The sequence below is a fragment of the Tropicibacter alexandrii genome (genome assembly GCF_003667315.2).
Classification (GTDB): Bacteria; Pseudomonadota; Alphaproteobacteria; order Rhodobacterales; family Rhodobacteraceae; genus Tropicibacter; species Tropicibacter alexandrii.
In genome coordinates, this window is sequence record NZ_RCTZ02000011.1 from 123120 (window position 1) to 139436 (window position 16317).

At 64.3% G+C, this 16317-nt stretch carries 18 protein-coding genes; 5 read left to right on the top strand and 13 right to left on the bottom strand.

The window, feature by feature from the left end; genetic code table 11:
- Positions 1–64 precede the first annotated feature (64 nt).
- From D8Z78_RS15165 to D8Z78_RS15220, 11 genes are all read right to left on the bottom strand, one after another.
- The gene (locus D8Z78_RS15165; protein WP_420824321.1) at positions 65–1456 is read right to left on the bottom strand and encodes a DegQ family serine endoprotease; all 1392 of its coding nucleotides are present in this window, start codon (positions 1454–1456) and stop codon (positions 65–67) included.
- A 367-nt stretch (positions 1457–1823) separates the two neighbouring features.
- The gene (locus D8Z78_RS15170; protein ID WP_121634585.1) at positions 1824–2000 is read right to left on the bottom strand and encodes a DUF2065 domain-containing protein; all 177 of its coding nucleotides are present in this window, start codon (positions 1998–2000) and stop codon (positions 1824–1826) included.
- A 14-nt stretch (positions 2001–2014) separates the two neighbouring features.
- Entirely contained in the window at positions 2015–3067 is a 1053-nt protein-coding gene (gene hflC / locus D8Z78_RS15175) for a protease modulator HflC (RefSeq protein ID WP_121634584.1), read from the bottom strand.
- A 1-nt stretch (position 3068) separates the two neighbouring features.
- A complete protein-coding gene (gene hflK / locus D8Z78_RS15180; RefSeq protein WP_121634582.1) occupies positions 3069–4214 on the bottom strand; it encodes an FtsH protease activity modulator HflK in 1146 nt (381 codons plus the stop codon).
- Between the two features lie 67 nt (positions 4215–4281).
- The gene (locus D8Z78_RS15185) at positions 4282–5721 is read right to left on the bottom strand and encodes an FAD-dependent oxidoreductase (RefSeq protein WP_121634580.1); all 1440 of its coding nucleotides are present in this window, start codon (positions 5719–5721) and stop codon (positions 4282–4284) included.
- 72 nt (positions 5722–5793) lie between these two features.
- Entirely contained in the window at positions 5794–6435 is a 642-nt protein-coding gene (locus tag D8Z78_RS15190) for a M15 family metallopeptidase (RefSeq protein ID WP_121634579.1), read from the bottom strand.
- A 58-nt stretch (positions 6436–6493) separates the two neighbouring features.
- Positions 6494–7147 carry a hypothetical protein gene (locus tag D8Z78_RS15195; RefSeq protein ID WP_121634577.1) on the bottom strand — a complete coding sequence of 218 codons (654 nt, stop codon included), beginning with the start codon at positions 7145–7147 and terminating at the stop codon, positions 6494–6496.
- A 36-nt stretch (positions 7148–7183) separates the two neighbouring features.
- The gene (gene rpiA, locus D8Z78_RS15200) at positions 7184–7966 is read right to left on the bottom strand and encodes a ribose-5-phosphate isomerase RpiA (RefSeq protein WP_121634575.1); all 783 of its coding nucleotides are present in this window, start codon (positions 7964–7966) and stop codon (positions 7184–7186) included.
- A 73-nt stretch (positions 7967–8039) separates the two neighbouring features.
- The gene (locus D8Z78_RS15205) at positions 8040–8465 is read right to left on the bottom strand and encodes a hypothetical protein (RefSeq protein WP_121634574.1); all 426 of its coding nucleotides are present in this window, start codon (positions 8463–8465) and stop codon (positions 8040–8042) included.
- Between the two features lie 936 nt (positions 8466–9401).
- On the bottom strand, positions 9402–10082 hold the full coding sequence (locus D8Z78_RS15215; RefSeq protein ID WP_121634528.1) for an anti-sigma factor: 681 nt from the start codon (positions 10080–10082) through the stop codon (positions 9402–9404).
- Positions 10079–10630, bottom strand: coding sequence for a sigma-70 family RNA polymerase sigma factor (locus tag D8Z78_RS15220; RefSeq protein ID WP_121634526.1), 552 nt, complete (start codon positions 10628–10630; stop codon positions 10079–10081). Before D8Z78_RS15220 ends, D8Z78_RS15215 begins: the two co-directional genes overlap by 4 nt.
- Before the next feature lie 94 nt (positions 10631–10724).
- Here D8Z78_RS15220 and cobS point away from each other — a divergent pair, with 94 nt between their 5' ends.
- From cobS to cobT, 5 genes are all read left to right on the top strand, one after another.
- Positions 10725–11711 (top strand): cobaltochelatase subunit CobS, encoded by a 987-nt coding sequence (cobS, locus tag D8Z78_RS15225; RefSeq protein WP_121634524.1) that lies wholly within the window; start codon positions 10725–10727, stop codon positions 11709–11711.
- 70 nt (positions 11712–11781) lie between these two features.
- Positions 11782–12159 carry a hypothetical protein gene (locus D8Z78_RS15230; RefSeq protein ID WP_121634523.1) on the top strand — a complete coding sequence of 126 codons (378 nt, stop codon included), beginning with the start codon at positions 11782–11784 and terminating at the stop codon, positions 12157–12159.
- Positions 12156–12641 carry a DUF1877 family protein gene (locus D8Z78_RS15235; RefSeq protein ID WP_121634521.1) on the top strand — a complete coding sequence of 162 codons (486 nt, stop codon included), beginning with the start codon at positions 12156–12158 and terminating at the stop codon, positions 12639–12641. Before D8Z78_RS15230 ends, D8Z78_RS15235 begins: the two co-directional genes overlap by 4 nt.
- A 96-nt stretch (positions 12642–12737) precedes the next feature.
- A complete protein-coding gene (locus tag D8Z78_RS15240) occupies positions 12738–13124 on the top strand; it encodes a hypothetical protein (RefSeq protein WP_128910797.1) in 387 nt (128 codons plus the stop codon).
- 45 nt (positions 13125–13169) lie between these two features.
- Complete coding sequence (gene cobT / locus D8Z78_RS15245) at positions 13170–15050, top strand: cobaltochelatase subunit CobT (RefSeq protein WP_121634517.1); 1881 nt, start codon at positions 13170–13172, stop codon at positions 15048–15050.
- A 22-nt stretch (positions 15051–15072) separates the two neighbouring features.
- On the opposite strand, the gene D8Z78_RS15250 is transcribed toward cobT, so the two are convergent.
- Positions 15073–15447, bottom strand: coding sequence for a hypothetical protein (locus D8Z78_RS15250; RefSeq protein WP_121634516.1), 375 nt, complete (start codon positions 15445–15447; stop codon positions 15073–15075).
- Positions 15448–15562: 115 nt separating this feature from the next.
- Positions 15563–16294 carry a cyclic nucleotide-binding domain-containing protein gene (locus tag D8Z78_RS15255; protein WP_121634514.1) on the bottom strand — a complete coding sequence of 244 codons (732 nt, stop codon included), beginning with the start codon at positions 16292–16294 and terminating at the stop codon, positions 15563–15565.
- Between the last annotated feature and the right edge of the window lie 23 nt (positions 16295–16317).

Genomic DNA, 16317 nt, shown 5'->3' on the forward strand with positions numbered 1-16317 from the left:
CCCCACGGCCTACACGAAAAAGGGCGGCCCGAAGGCCGCCCTTGTCGTTTCGCATCAGGCGAATTCAGTCCTCTTCGAGACCCAGCGCGAGGAAGCGCGGGTCACCGGCGCGCCGCACCAGCAGCAGCAGGGACTTGCGGCCTTCGTCGCGCGCCTCTGCGATCCGCTCTTCGAACTCGGCGAGGCTCTTGACCGGGCTTTGGCCCGCTTCGGTGATCACGTCACCGGCGCGCAGCCCCTTTTCGAAGGCTTGCGAGGTCTCGTCGACATTCATCACCGCGAGGCCGTCGATGTCGCCGTCGACTTCCAGTTCGGCGCGGATGTCGTCGGTCAGCGGTGCCAGCGTCAGACCCAGAAGGTCCAGCTGGGTCGGGGCCTCTGGCATCGCCGGAGCAGCAGCGGGCACGGCGCCCTGCGCTTCTTCGCGGCGGCCCAGCGTGACCCGCAGCACCTCGGTTTCGCCATCGCGGTTGACCTCGACACGGACGGTGGCACCGACCGGCGTATTGGCCACGACACGCACCAGCTGGCGGGTGTCCTCAACCTCGGTGCCGTCAAAGCTGAGGATCACGTCCCCGGCCTTCATGCCGGCATCCATGGCCGGGCCTTCGGGCACGTCCGAGACCAGCGCGCCACGGGCCGCGTCGAGGCCCAGCGCCTCGGCCACGTCCGGGGTGACGTCCTGAATGCGCACGCCCAGCCAGCCACGACGGGTCTCGCCGAATTCCTGCAACTGATCGACGACCTTGGTCACGACGTTCGAGGCCATCGAGAAACCGATGCCGATCGAGCCACCGTTGGGCGACAGGATCGCGGTGTTCACGCCGATCACGTCGCCATCCATGTTGAACAGCGGACCACCGGAGTTGCCGCGGTTGATGGCGGCATCGGTCTGGATGTAATCGTCATAGGTGCCCGAGAGCGCGCGGTTGCGGGCGGACACGATCCCGGCAGAGACCGAAAAGCCCTGACCCAGCGGGTTGCCCATGGCCATGACCCAATCGCCGACGCGGGCATTGTCGCTATTGCCGAACGACACGAATTTCAGCGGGTTGTCCGCCTCGACCTTGAGCAGGGCGATATCGGTGTTCGGATCGGTGCCGACCAGTTCGGCGGGCAGTTCGAAGCCTTCGAAGAACTCGATGGTGATCTCATCCGCGCCTTCGATGACGTGGTTGTTGGTGACGATATAGCCATCCTCGGAAATCACGAAGCCCGAGCCCAGAGCCGAGGACCGGCGCGGACGGTCCGGCTGGCCGCGATTCTGGAAATCGCGGAAGAAATCCTCGAAGGGTGAGCCTTCGGGCACGATGCCTTGCGGGCCGGTGCGGCCCGCGACAACGGTCGAGGTGGTGATGTTGACGACGGCGGGGCTGATGCGTTCGGCCAGATCGGCGAAGCTTTCGGGAACGCCACGCGCCTGCGCCATCAGCGTCTGCGATACGATCAGGACCATCGACAACGTTGTCAGCCAGAACATTCTGAGCGGCGTTGCGCGGTCCTGCGTCAGAGCGAGGGATTGCGGTTTCAATTGGATCTCCTTGTCTCTGCCAGCCAGCGTCCGTTCCGGCGCTGCCTGCCTCCTGTTATCCAGTGTGACAAACATAGGTGCTGAGCCGCAACACCAAAGACAGGAATTCCCGCCCTCACACAGGTGTGACTGGAAAACACGCACTCGCGATCCACCCCGACGGGATCAGACGATGGTTAAGATTTGTGTAAAAGTTTGGTGGCTGATGCCCTGTCCCGGGCCTGACCCGGGACCTCTCGCCGCAATGGACCATGAGGCCCCGGGTCGAGCCCGGGGCGCGCGGGCCATCACATCAAGCGGCCTGCACGATCCACAGCATGATCAACCCGGTCGCCAGTGTCGCCAGCCCCAACGCGCGGCGCGTCTCCACCGGCATCTCGCGCAGCGCCTCCAGCAGGCGCTCGACAAGCGAAGGGGCCAGTGCATAGACCAGCCCCTCGATCACGAGGACCATGGCGATCCCCGTCATTATGTCCCCGAAGGTCAATTCCCTGCGGGGGCTTCATCCGCCTCGGGCGCGTCGGGCGCCGGGGCGGGGTCGGCCGGTTGCGGGGCCGCCGCGTCGGCATCGGGGGCCTCGGGAGCGGCATCGCCTTCCGCCGGGGCCGGTGCCTCGGGCGCCTCGTCGGCGGCCTCTGGGCGCGGCGCGGCACTGATCGGCGTACCGGAGTTTTCCGAGCGGAAATACTCGAAGAACTGGCTGTCCGGGGTCATCACCATCATCGAATTGTCGCCACCCAGCGAATTCGCATAGGCCTGCAGCGAGCGATAGAAGGCGAAGAATTCCGGATCGGCCCCATAGGCATCGGCAAAGATCGCGTTGCGCTCGGCATCCGCTTCACCGCGGATGACGTTGGCTTCGCGTTCTGCCTCCGACAGGGTTTCGGTCACGGTACGATCCGCCAGAGCGCGCACACGCTGCGCCGCCTCGCGACCCCGGGCCCGTTCATCCTCGGCCTCGCGCTGGCGTTCTGCGCGCATCCGGTCGAATGTGGCCGAAAGGTTCTGTGACGGCAGGTTGGTCTGCTTCAGCCGCACGTCCACGACCTCGAGCCCCAGCGAGTTCGCCTCGATCCGGGCCTGATCGCGGATGCGGTTCATCAGGTCACGGCGATCCTCCGACAGGATACGGTCGGATGTCACCTGATCGGCACCCAGCACTTCCCGGATCTGGGCGTTGAGAATGCCTTGCAGGCGGTCCTCGGCCAGACCGATGCCACCGACGCCCACGGCCTGACGAAACAGGACCACGTCGGAGATGCGGTAACGCGCAAAGGCGTCGACGATCAGGCGGCGGTCATCGGCGGGTGTGACTTCGATTTCCTCGGTGTCGAGCGACAGGATCCGGTCGTCATAGTAGACCACTTCCTGGATCAGCGGGATCTTGAAGGCCAAACCCGGGTCTTCCTTGACGGCCTTGATCTGGCCGAATTGCAGCACCAGCGCCTTTTGCTTCTCGTTGACCACGTAGATCGACGACAGCGCCGCCACGAGGATCACGACGAGGACGGGTAGGATGAATGTCGTCTTGCGCATCTCAGTTGCCCCCCCGGCGAAGTTCGTTCAGCGGCAGGTACGGCACAACGCCGCCGCCCTCCCCGTTGCTGAGGCTGGGGTCGAGGATCATCTTGTCCACGCTGCGCATCACGCCTTCCATGGTTTCCAGATACAGGCGGCGGCGCGTGACCTCGGGGGCCTGCGCGTATTCCTGCTGCACCGAGGTAAAGCGCGCGGCCTCACCCAATGCGTTGTTGACGACCTGCGCGCGATAGCCTTCGGCCTCTTCGCGCACCTGCGCGGCCTGACCACGCGCCTCGGCAACCACCCGGTTGGCATAGGCGTCGGCTTCGCGTTCCAGACGGTCGCGTTCCTGTTCGGCCGCCTGCACGTCGCGGAAGGCGTCGATCACCTCGGCGGGCGGGTCGGCCGTGTCGAGGTTCACGCGGACGATGCGGATGCCCGAATTGTATTCGTCCAGCGTGTTCTGGATGTTCTGCAACGCGGTATCGGCGATCAGACCACGGTCCCGGTTAAGGATCGGGGCGAGGTTGCTGGCCGCGATGATCTCGCGCATGACCGCCTCGGAAGCGGCGCGCACGGTTTCCTCGGGCTCGGCGATGTTGAACAGGAAATGCGACGGATTCGAGATGTTCCAGACCACCTGGAAGTCGATATCGACGATGTTCGCATCCGTGGTCAGCATCAGGCCGTTATCGGCCCCGCGCCCGGCGCCGATGGTCTCGGTCCGCTGCGAGGTGACGTTGACCTTTTCATAGGTCACGACAGGCCATGGGGCAAAGTTCAGACCGGGATTGCCAATGCTGTATTCCTTGCCAAGGAACAATTCGACGGACTGCTCTTCGGGCTTGACGGTGTAGAAGCTGCCAAAGGCCCAAAGCGCCACGATACCCAACGCCGCAAGGCCCAAAGTGGTCCGGGTCACGCCGGGGCCGCCAGAGCCACCACCGCCGGGCAGACCGCCACGGCCATTGCCGCCGCCGCCCTTGCCGCCCATCAGGACCTTGAGACGTTCCTGACCCTTCTTCATCAGCTCGTCGATCTCGGGGATCTGGTTGTCGTCGGGACGCTTGCCGCCATTCCCGCCGTTTTGTGGCGGGCGGCCATTGCCGCCACCCTGATTGCCACCGCCGCCACCCCAGGGGCCGCCGCTGTTTCCTGCCATGTAAATCGTCTCCCTCGGATTACCTGTAAGGCACTTGCTGCCTAAGCTGTGTGTTATGATGCGGAATTCAAGCCTTGCGGACCGGGTTGCGCATCGTGACGATCTCTTCGGACATCGTCGGGTGGACCGCCACGGTACGGTCGAAATCCTCTTTGGTCGCGCCCATCTTGACCGCGATGCCCGCCAACTGGATCATTTCGCCCGCCCCAGGCGCGACGATATGACAGCCCAGCACCTTGCGGGTCTCCTGGCTGACGATCAGTTTCATCAGCACGCGGTCGGTCGTCTCGGCAAAGGCCGATTGCATGGGCCGGAACGAGGTGCAGTAGACCTCGACCGGTTCCTGATCGCGGGCTTGTTCCTCGGTCAGGCCGATGGTGCCGAATTCCGGCTGGGTGAAGACCGCCGAGGGGATCAGCTCGTGATCCACCTTGGTCGGGTTGCCCTTGAAGACGGTCTCGACAAAGGCCATGCCCTCGCGGATCGCCACCGGGGTCAGGTTGACCCGGTCGGTGACATCGCCGATGGCGTAGATCGAGGGCACCTTGGTCTGGCTGTAGTCATCGACCTCGATGGCGCCGTTGCGGGCCAGCGCCAGGCCCAGCTCCTCCAGCCCCATATCGTCGGAATTGGGGCGCCGCCCGGTGGCAAAGAAGACGGCGTCATAGACCAGTTCCTCGCCATTGGTGGCCTTGACGCGGATCGGGCCCTCGGGGCCGTGCGCTTCGTCGGTCAGGTCGTCATGGCCGTATTGGCGCTCTTCGACGGGGCCGGCCACCTTTTCGTGATCGGCATGGCACATTTCGACGATGTCGGTGCCGACATGCAGCTTGATGCCGCGTTCCTGCATGCTGTCCGAGATGAGCCCCCGCGCCTCGTCGTCGAAGCCGCGCAGGATCTGCGCGCCGCGATAATACTGCGTCACCTCGACGCCCAAGCCGTGCAGGATGCAGGCGAATTCGCAGGCGATGTAGCCGCCACCGATGATCAGCACCGTCTTCGGCAATTCCTTGAGGTGAAAGATGTCGTCCGACACCATGCCGAGATGCGCATTGGGCATGTCGGGCCGCACCGGGCGCCCGCCGGTGGCGATCAGGATATGTTTCGCGGTAAAGGTCTCGCCCGTCGACAGCTCGACCGTGTGGGCGTCCTTCAGCCGGGCGCGCGCATCGAAGGTCTCGACGCCAGAGCCCTTGAGCAGCTTGCGGTAGACGCCTTCGAGCCGGTCGAGTTCGGCGTCGAGCTTGGCCTTGAACCGGTCCCAGTCAAAGCTGCCATCGGCGATGTCCCAGCCATAGGCGCGGGCATCGGCGGGCATGGCGGCGTATTCGCTGGCGAAAACCATCAGCTTTTTCGGCACGCAGCCGCGAATGACGCAGGTGCCGCCATAGCGATCCTCTTCGGCCAATGCGACCTTCGCGCCGGCCTCGCCAGCCGCGACGCGCGCCGCGCGCACCCCGCCCGAACCGCCACCGATCACGAACAGGTCATAGTCGAACTCACTCATGAAATCGCTCCTTCGCCGCTTTGGCGAAAGGTATTTCACATGGGTCGGGGGAAGGCCAGACGAAGGGGCGGTTTAGTTGCCGCTTTGGGAAAAGTGCTGGTAATCCTTGAGGCTGGTCCAGTCGCCGCCCCAGCCCCAGCCGCGCGCCTTGAAGGCCCGGACAACCGGGTCGCCCTCGCGGATGATGCCCTGGACGTCCGGGCCGCGTTCCTCCGCCTCGTCAAAGGCCTTGCCCCCCTCGGGCGAGGTATAGCCGCCTTTGACATAGGGGTTCTGAACCGGGTTGATGTCCATCGCCGTGCCAAAGGCGTGCTGCGACAGGCGGTTGGTGCCGCCCACGGTGCGACAGTTGAAGGCCGATGTGTTGTTCGCCGCCATCGACAGGTCGTCCTTGCCAAAGAACATATGCACCGGCTGCATCCGTTCGATGGGAAACGCCAGATCGTGCAACTCGGCAAAGATGTCGAGCACCGTATCCGCCACCTCGGCAGCGACGATCATCTGGCCGGTGCGATCCTGCCCGGCAAAGTCGCGATAGGGCATTGTCAGCAGCGCCAGCGCGTCGCGCGACGGGCAGCCCTTGCCCTCGTGCCAGCTGACCCCGTTCATGCGCGCCCACATGTCATCGGGGATCGGGCCTTGCGTGCCGCGCTCGGCCCATGCCGCGCCGCCCAGCGCACACAGAACCGCGATCAGAATTGCTCGATGGTCCATGCCCCACCTCCGCTTTGTTGCACGGTCAATATGGGGGGCAGCGGGGCGGATCACAAAGTCAGGAATCCCCGGCCCTTGCAGCAATCTGCTGATTGGGCGGGGTTTCAGCATCGGGCCAGTAGGCCTTGATTACAGCCAATGCCCGACGCTGCGCTTTCCCGTCAAGCATGCCAAACGGCAGGGTGCGCGAGTTGCGTTGAGCATCGGTGCCGAATTCGACAAAGCCGACGATCCCGTCGAGCATTCCGCGTTGCAGGTCGAAATATCGAACCTCGGTCCAGCCAAGGCGGGTGTCGGCGCCGCGATCCCCGAAGTCTTGGCTGGGCCAGACCATACCTTCGGGCCCAAAATAAATAGACCTAACCACGGTTGGCGTTGTGCCATCCCGACGTCGTCGTGCCCACCAGCCGATACCGTAGGCCAGGCTAAAGATTGCGCCCATCAAACCGGCCGCCACCGCACCCTCCACCAAGCGGAGGGCACAGACAAAGGCAAACATCTGGGCGATGAACACGGCCTCGGACAGGCGTGCGGTCTGCGTCGCGGGCACCCTGCGACGCAGAAAGAACGGCACCGCATCGGCAACTAACAGCAGAGCCAGAACCGCAGAGCAGAGCCAGATCAGCACCGTCACCTCGGCGCCCGCGACGAAATCCATCCCGAGAAAAACAAGCCCAGAAGGCTGAGGAAACCCGGAAAAGGCCAGTGCCAACGGGTTACGACCTTGGTCGTGAACACCGGGGCCTGTTCAGATGTCGCGGAACAGGTTGTCATCCTCGACGAAATCCAACTGGGTTTCCTGCACCGTCCCGGCATTGATGTCGCGGGTTTCCACCCGGCCGTCGCCATAGCCGATCACCACCGTGTCGCAAATGTCGATGAACAGCCCGTTTTCCACCACGCCCGGAATCTGGTTCAGCACCAGCGCCAGCTGCCGGGCGTTGCCGATGCGTTGCAAGTGCAGGTCGAGGATGTGGTTGCCCTCGTCGGTGATATAGGGCCGGTCGCCATTCATCCGAAGCGTCGTCTGCCGCCCCATCACATCCATGGAAATCAGCGTTTCCTCGATCAGCGCCTGTGTCGTCGGCCAGCCAAAGGGGATGACCTCGACCGGCAGCGGGAAATGCCCCAGATGCTCGACCTCCTTCGCCGCGTCGGCAATCACCACCATCTGGTCGGAGGCCGTCGCCACGATCTTTTCCTGCAACAGCGCGCCGCCGCCGCCCTTGACCAGCGCGAGATTGGCGTCGAACTCATCCGCCCCGTCGATGGTCAGGTCCAGCCAGCGCGCCTCGTCGAGGCTGATGACCTCAATGCCGACCTCGCGCGCCAGTTCGGCGGTCCGGGCCGAGGTCGGGATGCCCTTGAAGCGCATCCCCTCTTCGCGGACCTTCTCGCCGAGACAGCGCACCAGCCATGCGGCAGTGGACCCCGTCCCCAGCCCCACGCGCATCCCGTCCTCGACGAACTCGGCCGCGCGCTTGGCGGCCACGTATTTCGCCTTGTCGATGGGGGAAAGCTCTCCGCTCATGGCCGGTCCTTGGATTGATGTGCGCGTAGGCGATGTATACTGAGCCGACCGTCCCGACGCGAGAGAAAATCCCTCACATTCTGATGGCGATCGGATCGAAGCCGATCTTCAGGTCCAGCTTGCCCTTGCCCGACACGCCCAGCGGCTTGCAACGCGCCTTGCCGCTGTCGACCGAAGCGCGGCTGCCGAGATTGGCAAAGAAGGTCAGGTCGCGGATGACCTTCTTGCCGTTTGCCTTGACCCACCCCTTGCGCAGGGCCGCGAACTTGTTCTGGATCATGAAGGTGCTTTGGGCCGCATAGGCACCGCAGACCATCGGCACGCCACCGATCTCCAGCACATGATAGGTCATCAGCAACGCCCCGCGGCCTTGGCTTTCACCCAGTGAGCCTTGAGTGAACTGCTTGGTAATCGGAACCTCGATGACCTTGTCTTTGGCAAGGACGGGGAAGGCACATGCAAGGCTCAGGACAGCGGCGGAAAACACGGGGCGGAACATCGGGACTCCTTCGAAGAACAATTTTCGACAACGGGTTAGACATGATGCCAACCGGCGTCAAACTGAAATCCCGTCAGCCGGGTCGGAAGATGTCCCCTTGCCCGACGCGGCGGAGGCCCGGTCCCCAGCCCCTTGGGCGTCCCGTCCTCGACGCACTCGGCAGCGCGCAGGGCCGCGACATGTTTCGGCGTCGCGAGGGGGGAAAGCCCGTCGCTCATGGCGGGTCTTTGGCTTGATCCGCTGGTTCCCGCTCCATACTGGGTCAGCCGTCCCGGCCCGAGGAAACTCGCGCCATGCGCAAACGGTCATCCGTTATGTGGGTTGCAAGCTCCAGTTTGAAGCCACAGGACAAATCAACGGTTGAAACCTGCCTCGCAGCCACTGTTCCGCCGCAGTGGCTGATAGATGACGTCCGACTAACCCTTCGTGGCTTCACCAATGGCGGACATCAAATGATGTCTAACTTGCAGAAAAAATATTGGCGGAGCAATGACTACACAAAGCTTTGTAGAATAGTAGAAAATTCCAAAGTTATCCCAAGGATACAGAAAAACGGCGAGACACGCGACAACGTGAACAACCGACATCCAAAAAAGCTTTCTGGAAACGACGCTAAATGCCAGCTTTAGCCTCTCGATATTGTCGGTGTAATCCCTCTCATTGCTCAATTTCAAATTTCTCCGGATTTAACGATGACCACCAGTCCAATCTGACCTCACCCGTCTCGTCGATATGCTCGAAACCGCCCCCCCCCCCCCCCCCCCCCCCCCCCCCCCCCCCCCCCCCACCCACCCCCCCCCCCCCCCCCCCCCCCCCCCCGCCAAAGCGACTTGGATACAAATGCATGTCCCTAAGGACAAAGTCGACGAACGCGATGACCACGAGACCTACTGCTGTGCCGCAGCCAGATGCAATGCTGGCCACGGTCCTGCCTCCTTAGCCCGGGATCGGCACCCCTGCCGCCTGAACCGTGCCGGTCGGCGCGCCGGTGGGCGAGCCGCCGACCGGCTCGTCGGACACGGCCAAGGTGCCGCCGGGCACACGTGCGGCCATCTCGTCGGACAGGGTCACGCTGATCACGCCCTCTGCGTCCATCACGCCCAGCGAAATCGGCGCGGCGCCCACGGGGATCAGCCACAGTTCCAGCACCCGGTCGGCGGGCAAGGTGCCGGCGCGGTAGGTCACGTCGACCCGGTGCGTCGGCGGGTCGATGCGCACGTCAAAGGCCATGTCCCCCGCCGCGGGTGTCAGTTCGGCGACGATGATATCGCCTTCCGGCTCCAGCAGGCCGGTGGTGATCACCACCCAAGCGACAGCCACAGCCGCGACCGCCCCCCCGAGATAGGGCAGCACCTGCCGCCAGAATGACGGGGCGGGCTCGCCGAACGCAGCCTTTTCGATGCGCCGCAAGAGCGCCGGTGGCGGGGTCTGTTCCGGGATCGGATCGGTGAAGGTGGCGAAGTACTCCGACCACGCCACCACGTCCTGTTCCAGATCGGGGGATTCCGCCATCGCACGTTCGAACGCGCGCGCCTCCTCGGGCGTCAGCAGACCCAGCGCATATTCCGCCGCTTCGGCCTCGGGGCCACCGGGCAGGTCCGTGCTTTCATCGCTCATCGGCTCAGACACTCCCTCAATTCGAGAAGACTGCGCCGCAGCCAAGTCCGCACGGTGTTCAGCTTGGCCCCCACATCATCGGCGATCTCCTGATAGGTCAGCCCGTGCATGTAGACCTTGGACACCATCTCCGCGCGCTCCGGCGTCAGTTCCGCAAGGCAAGCCTGCAGGACACGCGCCTCGTCGCGGGCCACGGTCTGCGCCTCGGGTCCCGGCTTGTCGTCATAAAGCCGTTCGGCAATGTCCACGGGCGCAGTCGCCTCGCCCCGGCTGCGCATCTTGCGCAACCGGTCAATCGAGGCGTTTCGCGTGATCGTGATCAACCAGGTCATGGGCGAGTATCCGTTGGCGCGATAGCTACCCGCGCGGTCCCAGATGCGCAGGAATACCTCCTGCACCACCTCTTCCGCCGGGCCTTCATCCTTCAACACACGCAGCGCGATCCCGAAAAGTTTCGCGGAGGTGCGTTCGTACAGCGCCCGGAACGCCTTGCGGTCGCCCATGCTGATGCGGGCGATCAACGCTTCGATTTCTTCCTGCGGTGTCATATGGCCTGTCTGTCCGCTGCCTCTTGCCCCTTCGTCGGATTTGTTGCACGTAACTGCGCAGACAAGAGACCCGGGACCAGAGGACGGACCAAGCATGGCGGACGAGATGCTCGATATCAACGCGAAACCGACGGAAGAGATCTCCGTTCGTGAAGTCTTTGGCATCGATACCGACATGGTCGTGCATGGCTTTGCCGAGCGCACCGCGCGCGTCCCCGAGGAAGACAGCACCTACAAGTTCGACCCCGACACGACGCTGGCGATTTTGGCGGGCTTCCGCAACAACCGCCGCGTGATGATCCAGGGCTATCACGGCACCGGCAAATCGACGCATATCGAACAGGTAGCCAGCCGCCTGAACTGGCCCGCCGTGCGGGTGAACCTCGACAGCCACATCTCGCGCATCGACCTGATCGGCAAGGACGCGATCAAGCTGATCGACGGCAAGCAGGTCACCCAGTTTCAGGAAGGCATCTTGCCCTGGGCGCTGCGCAACCCCTGCGCCATCGTCTTTGACGAATACGACGCGGGCCGCGCCGACGTGATGTTCGTGATCCAGCGCGTGCTGGAAACCGACGGCAAGCTGACCCTTCTGGACCAGAACGAGGTCATCACCCCGCACAAGTATTTCCGCCTGTTCGCCACCGCCAACACCGTGGGTCTGGGCGATACGACCGGGCTTTATCACGGCACCCAGCAGATCAACCAAGGCCAGATGGACCGCTGGTCGTTGGTCGCGACGCTGAACTACCTGTCGATCGATGCCGAGACCTCGATCGTGCTGTCCAAGGCGCCGCATTACAACAACGAGAAGGGCCGCAAGACCATCCGCCAGATGGTGACCGTGGCCGACTTCACCCGCCGCGCCTTCATGAATGGCGAGCTGTCGACCGTGATGTCGCCGCGCACCGTGATCGCATGGGCGCAGAACGCCGAGATCTTTCGCAATGTGGGCTACGCCTTCCGCCTGTCCTTCCTGAACAAGTGCGACGAGCTGGAGCGCCAGACCGTGGCGGAATTCTACCAGCGCTGCTTCGACGAGGAATTGCCGGAAAGCGCCGCCTCTGTCAGCTTGGCCTGAGGCGCGATCGGCAACCTATTCGAAAGGGGCGCGAACGGGCGCCCCTTTTTCTTTGCACCGAAAGGTTTTGATGATGATACGCCTGACCCTGCCGCTGCTGGCCCTCAGCCTGGCCGCCTGCGCCGTCACCCCCGCCCAACAGGCCCGCAAAGCCGAGATCCGCTCGCTCGAAGCTGCCGTCTGGCAGACCCGCAAGCCCGTCACCGTCGAGGGCAAGCGCATCGACGTGGCCGTGGCCCCGGACAAGAGCTTTGCCCTTGTCGATCCGCATGATTTCGGTCCCACCGTGACCAAGCGGCTGGCCGAGGCCGCCGCCAGCGCCGCTTCTGATTGCACCGGGCAGGAACGCTCGGTGCTGCATGTCGTGTCGCAAACCCCCGATGAGTTGGTGAAGACGAAGATCTTCCGCAATACCGACTTCATTCGGGTCGGGCTGGTCTGCTCATGACCCTCTCGATGACCCTGCGCCGCTTCGCCCCCGGCACCGAGCCGTCAGAGCCCGGCGATGACGCTGCGGAATTCGCATTGGGACTCAAGGGGATCAAGCTGCTGGACGAGCCGGACATCCTGCATTTCTTCGAGCATTGGCACGTCGTCCACTACCTCTCCTCCGGCGAGGTGTGGGAGGCAGACCTGCCCGCAGGTTTCCTGCTGGGCGGCAGCGACTGGCACGAGATCCACCCGGAGGAAGACCCGCCCCGCCTGCTGCCCCCCGCCGAAGTGCGCGCGGCGCACGCGCACCTGACCGCCCTGTCCCATGACTTGCTGGACGCGCGCCTGACGGACCTGCACGCCCCCGGTTGCGAGGTCCAGAACGCCCCGCAATCGCCCGAGGATGACGGGCTGGTGCGCGGGGCGTTTGGCCAGATGCGCGATTTTCTAGCGGCGGCGGTCGAGGCGCGGCAGGCGGTGCTGATGACCCTCACCTGACGAACGGTGAGGATTTGACGACACTTTTGTGAAAAGTTTTCAAACCGATTAACTGGACGGCAGAACATTTGCGCTACTGTCCAATATATGGGCGGTTTGAAAACATACGTTTTGGGCCTTCTGGTGGCCATGATCTGCGGGACGCAGGCGCTTGCCGCGCCCGATCTGTCCCGCGACCCGGCGCGGTTCTTTGCCACCTGCCTCGGTCGGTTCTCCGCGACGATGGAACATGAATGGCTGATGGGCCGGGATGGCGAACAGGCCCGCGACCAGCGCGCCATGTTCGAAACCCTGCTGGAGGCGGTCGCGCCCGACTCGGCCCTGTCCCGCGCGGACATCCTGCATATGCGGATCGAGGCGAAGTTCGCGCAGGCGAAACTGTTGCAGGTGGCCAGCTTTCACACCGACGCGCGGCAGAAACGCTATGCCGCCGGGCTGGCCCGGCGCGAAATCGGCAGCTGCGCGGCGCTGCTTCTGGGATAACGCGCCCTCTTGCCAAAGCGCGCACAACGCGCGAAACCTCAGCCCATGGCACAGCACAACGACAACCCCGCAGATCCGTTCAAGAAGGCCCTCGCCGAGGCGACCAAGGTCATGGCCGATGATCCTGACCTGTCGGTCAGCTACTCGGTCGATCCTGCGGGCGTGTCGGGCGACACCATGCGCCTGCCTCAGGTCAGCCGCCGCATGACCCGCGACGAGGTGCTGCTGGCGCGCGGCACCGCCGATGCGCTGGCGCTGCACCGCCGCTATCACGACAACGCCACCCATGCCCGCTATGTGCCGCAGGGCGACATGGCGCGCGAGCTCTACGAGGCGATGGAAACCGCCCGCTGCGAGGCGATGGGCGCGCGCGACATGCCCGGCACCGCCAAGAATATCGACGCCAAGATCGGCCACGAGGCCGCGCGCCGCGGCTATGGCCAGATCCGCGAGGCGTCGGAGGCCCCGCTTTCGGTCGCCGCCGGTTACCTTGTCCGCCATCTGGCGACGGGCCGCGACCTGCCTGCCGAGGCGGCCAATGTCATGGAACTCTGGCGTCCGTTCATGGAACAGCAGGCGTCGGAGACCTTTGAAACGCTCGACGACGTGCTCAACGATCAGGCGGCCTTTGCCAAACTGGCCCGGCAGGTGATTTCCGATCTGGGCTATGGCGACCAGCTGGGCGACGACCCCGACAACATGGACGACGAGTCCGAAGAGGACGGGCAGGAGGACGGTCAGGAAGAGGACCAGCAGCCCGACAGCACCGGCAATGACGAGGACCAGTCAGAAGAGGCCCAAGCCAACCCGGAATCCTCGCAGGACGAAACCATGGACCCGTCTCAGGCGCAGGTCACCATGGACGACCTCGCCGATCAGGAGTTGGGCGACGAGGCCGAAATGCCCGAGGGCGAGGCCCCGATGGAGCCGCCCGCCCCTGCCCCGGTGTCCGAGGCCGACCCTGATTACAAGGTCTATTCGGACACCGAGGACGAGGAAATCGGCGCCGAGGAACTGGCCGATCCGCAGGAACTCGAGCGCCTGCGCGCCTATCTCGACCAGCAGCTGGAGCCTTTGAAAGGCGCGGTCAGCCGTCTGGCGAACAAGCTGCAACGCCGCCTTCAGGCGCAGCAGAACCGGTCATGGGAATTCGACAAGGAAGAGGGCGTGCTGGATGCGGGCCGTCTGGCGCGCGTCGTGGCGAACCCGACCACCCCGCTGTCCTTCAAGGTCGAGAAGGACATGGAATTCCGCGACACCGTGGTGACGCTGCTGCTGGACAACTCGGGGTCCATGCGGGGCCGCCCGATCTCCATCGCGGCGATCTGCGCCGATGTTCTGGCGCGCACGCTGGAGCGGTGCAGCGTCAAGGTCGAGATCTTGGGCTTTACCACCCGCGCGTGGAAGGGCGGGCAGGCGCGCGAGAAATGGCTGAACGAGGGCCGCGAACAGCAGCCCGGTCGACTGAACGACCTGCGCCACATCATCTACAAGCACGCCGACGCGCCGTGGCGGCGCACCCGCGACAACCTTGGCCTGATGATGAAAGAGGGTCTCTTGAAGGAAAACATCGACGGCGAGGCGCTGGAATGGGCGCATCGTCGAATGGCGGCGCGCTCCGAGGCGCGCAAGATCCTGATGGTGATTTCCGATGGCGCACCGGTGGACGATTCGACCCTGTCGGTGAACCCGGCCAACTATCTGGAAAAGCACCTGCGCGACGTGATCGCCATGGTCGAGAAGAAGCGGCAGGTGGAATTGCTGGCCATCGGCATCGGCCATGACGTGACGCGCTATTACGACCGCGCCGTCACGATCACCGATGTGGAACAGCTGGCCGGAGCGATGACCGAACAGCTGGCAAGCCTGTTCGATTCAGACCCGCGCGCCCGCGCCCGGGTCATGGGGATCAAGCGCGCCAGTTGACCCGGCGCGCCTGCCCTGCCGGTCAGGCCACCGAGCGCGGTGCTGCGGGCGTGTTGCCGGACCACAGGGTGGCGACTATGGAAACCAGCGCCGAGATGCCGAACCAAAGCTGCGTCAGGACGATGATCAGGACGCCGACATAGCCCATCCCCGGCATGCCCGACCCGGCAGGCGTCGTGTCCGTGGCCACCGTCGCCACGATCACGAGGATACCCAGAATCCAACCCAGACCGGCCATCCAGAACCGGCGGATCTGCTTGTCGTAGACGGCTTTGAACTCCGGATCGCCGCTGCGCCAAAGATAGGCCAAGGCGACGCCCACGAAAGAGGTCAGCCCGGCGGCGAGACTGGACGCATAGAGCGCCCAGACAAGGGTCGGTTTGGATTTGGGTGACATGGTGGCCCTCGTTATCGCTATGACATTTCCCCCCTTTCTGGGAATGGATTGAGGCGAATTCACGGCCATATTCCACAACCTTTGCGATACTTTCGCGTCGCGCCACAGGGGTGCGCTACTGCAACCGGGGAATCTGCTCCTGCACCTGCCGTTGCAGGTCTTCGGCGGCACTAGTGTCGGCGGCCTGATGCGGGGCCACGGCCAACGCCACCTTGATCGCCAGATCGCGCGAGATCATCGCCTCCAGCGCCATCAGGAAACGTGGCCTGCGCCGCGCGCGTCTGCGCAGGCGGGCCACGTCCCAGACCAGCACCTCGCCGCCTTCGGGCAGGCGCGTCGTGGCCGAGGATTTCATCCGCGTCAGGAACGCCACCTCGCCCACGAACATGCCGGACGGCATCAGGAAGCGCTCGCCGCGCTTTTCGACTTCGAGCTTGCCGGAGATCACGTAATACAGTTTGTCCACCGGCTGCCCCTCGCGTGTGATCGCGGTCGAGGGATCCAGCGCGCGGCGCTCCGCCTGCCGCATCAATTCGCGGAAATCGCCGGGCGGGACGTCCTTGAACCGCTGGTACAGGTCGCGATGCGCCCGCGGGATCAACGCCTTGCTGTCGCGCATCACCAGCCCGGCCAGACCGATCAGGTTCGCCGTCCCCATGATCGAAGACATCGCGATCGCCTCCCACAGGGGGCGTTCGGCTGCGACGAAGTAATACCACAGGTAAAACCCCGTCCCGATCAGCAGCAGCACGCGCAGGATCTTCTGGTTGATCACCAGATAGCCCATGGTGAAGAACAGCCCTGCGATCAGGACAAGCGTCTGGGGCGAAAGCGAATGTGCCGTCATGTTGTCCTTCCGTTAACCTTGTT